Annotated in this window: 4 protein-coding genes; all 4 read right to left on the reverse strand. The window is 69.9% G+C overall.

Annotated elements, in window-relative coordinates:
* Positions 1-14: 14 nt before the first annotated feature.
* Complete coding sequence (locus tag ACFVIM_RS34815) at positions 15-644, reverse strand: VWA domain-containing protein (protein WP_384310309.1); 630 nt, start codon at positions 642-644, stop codon at positions 15-17.
* A 291-nt stretch (positions 645-935) separates the two neighbouring features.
* Positions 936-1,172 carry a hypothetical protein gene (locus tag ACFVIM_RS34820; RefSeq protein WP_351495555.1) on the reverse strand — a complete coding sequence of 79 codons (237 nt, stop codon included), beginning with the start codon at positions 1,170-1,172 and terminating at the stop codon, positions 936-938.
* A gap of 61 nt (positions 1,173-1,233) precedes the next feature.
* Positions 1,234-1,542: a hypothetical protein gene (locus ACFVIM_RS34825; RefSeq protein WP_384310313.1), complete on the reverse strand. Its 309-nt coding sequence runs from the start codon at positions 1,540-1,542 to the stop codon at positions 1,234-1,236.
* 93 nt (positions 1,543-1,635) lie between these two features.
* Complete coding sequence (locus ACFVIM_RS34830) at positions 1,636-1,986, reverse strand: hypothetical protein (protein ID WP_384310316.1); 351 nt, start codon at positions 1,984-1,986, stop codon at positions 1,636-1,638.
* Positions 1,987-2,100 lie beyond the last annotated feature (114 nt).

Consider the following 2,100-nt stretch of genomic DNA (forward strand, 5'->3'; position numbering starts at 1 on the left):
GCCGTACGGCGGGCCTACTCGCCCGTACGGGAGGCTGCGGACCGCTCTTCGCCGGAGAAGGTGAACTCTCCGGTGCGGGTGCCGCGCGCGATCATGTGGCCCGTCGCGGTGAGGGTGTCCTGCGTCCGGCTCGTGTCGAAGCTCATCGTGGTCGCCCGGGAGACGCCCAGACCTCCCGCGACTTCGAAGGCGTCCTGGTTGGCCCCGAGGAACAGGGTCGTCCAGCCCCGGCCCGCGACTCCGTCGAGAAGGTGACGGACCAGTCCCGGTTCATACTGCCTGGACACGTTGTCCTTGCCGTCGGTGAGGATCACGAGGATGACCTCGGACGGCCTCTCGGAGGGCGGCAGCTTGCCGATGCGGCTCTCCTCCTTCCACACCGTGGTGCCGACGGCGTCCATGAGGGCGGTCATCCCGCGCGGCTGGAAGGAGAAGGCGGGGATCTCCGTCAGCGGCTTGCCGCTGTAGACGGTTTCGACCTCGTCGTCGAACTGGACGAGGGTCACGGTGGTGCCCTCGCGGTTCACCTGGCGCTGCTCGTCGAGCAGGGCGTTCAGACCGCCCTCGGTGTCCTCGCGGACCCGGTTCATGCTGCCCGAGCGGTCGAGGATGACGATGATGTGGCGACGGTCGGGGGTAGACATGCGGACTCCTTGATCGGGGTGTTCATGGTGCTCGGACCGGGGCTTGCCCTCCCCGTTCCGACGTATACTAATTTACCTGTTCTGATGATGCGTGTCAACCCGGAGCTCCCGGCGCCACAGCCTCTCTTCGGCGCGCTTCGCCTCCCGACGGTTCCAGCGGTGCGTGCGACGCCGCCTGACTCCGCGCTGGCGGGGGCCCGGCTGCCTCTCGTCGGGCCAAACCGGCATGATGCGGTAGTTCAGAACAGCCACGTACCCTCCCTCCGGGCGCTGCGGCTTCGCCGCCGGGCCCTACGGCTTCGTCGCGTCCGGGGCGGCGGGGGCAGGCTCGTTCCGGCACTTGTGATGAAAGATGCTCTTCCGGGTGGCCAGCACTCCCACGAGTCCGGCGGCGGAGATGCGCACGCCGCAGGCGCAGTCGAGTTCCGCGTACGGCGGGGTCGAGGGCTGGCGCCGCCCCCAGAAGCGGGGGAAGCGCCGCTCGGCGGGACGGGCGGACACGGCGGCCGCCTCGGGCAGGGCGCTCACCGCTCACCTCCGGAAAGGCTGCGGGGGCGGTCGAGGAGGGGCTGGACCCCGGTGAGCGCCATCAGCTTGCAGCCCAACCGAACAGGAGCCACGCCGGGCAACCGCCGACCGGGTGCAGCGGCAGGGCGCCGGCCGGACCCCACTTGTTCCGGATGCGGCTGTCGTCCAGGTCGAGCAGCCTCTCCACGCGAAGGCGCGCGTCCCCCTCCTCCCTCGGCGGTTCGTCGATGAGCGTGACCTCCTGCTTCATTCCGATCGTGCCGGAGTACGAATGGGCACCGTACTCACGCTGCGCTTCCGCCACCGCTTCGCGGAACGCCGCGTCGAGCGTTGGCCCGGTTGCGACTTGACTGAAGGGACGGCCTGCCATGGGGATCTCCTTGAGCTCGTTGGTCGTGGTGGTCGCCGCGAGGCTTGCCCTCCCCGTTTCGACATTAATTATTCTACCATACTTGGGTGGGGTTCACACTCCCGGGGCCGAGGTCGCACGGCGGCGTCGGGGGCGTCCCCAGAGCCTCAGCACGGTCCGGTAGGCCAAGCCGGGCGCGCCCCCCTCGCAGAGCTTCTGGTAGGCCGTGCGGCGAGCGGCGTCCTCCCTGGCCTGGCCGGTGAGGTCCTGGGCGACGGCGAGCGCGTACCCCAGGTACACGGCGCCGAGCATCGCGTCGGACAGGTCGCTCAGGATGGCTTCTTCCGTGAGTTCGTCGCGCTGGGCCGCGCGGTGGACGAGTGCGGCGACGTCGTTCACCGCCTGGCCCTGGGCCTCGGCCGGGATGACGTGGTCGGTGACGGTGGCGGACGGCTGCGGGTTCATCTTCTTCTCCGGTTGGTCGTACGGGTTGGTCGGGTGCGGCGGGGTGTCCCCCCGGGCCTGTGCCCGCGGACCGTTTCTTTCCCGCCTTCCCTGCGCTTGTAGATGTCGGGGGAC

The organism is Streptomyces sp. NPDC057638, assembly GCF_042800315.1.
Lineage (GTDB): Bacteria > Actinomycetota > Actinomycetes > Streptomycetales > Streptomycetaceae > Streptomyces.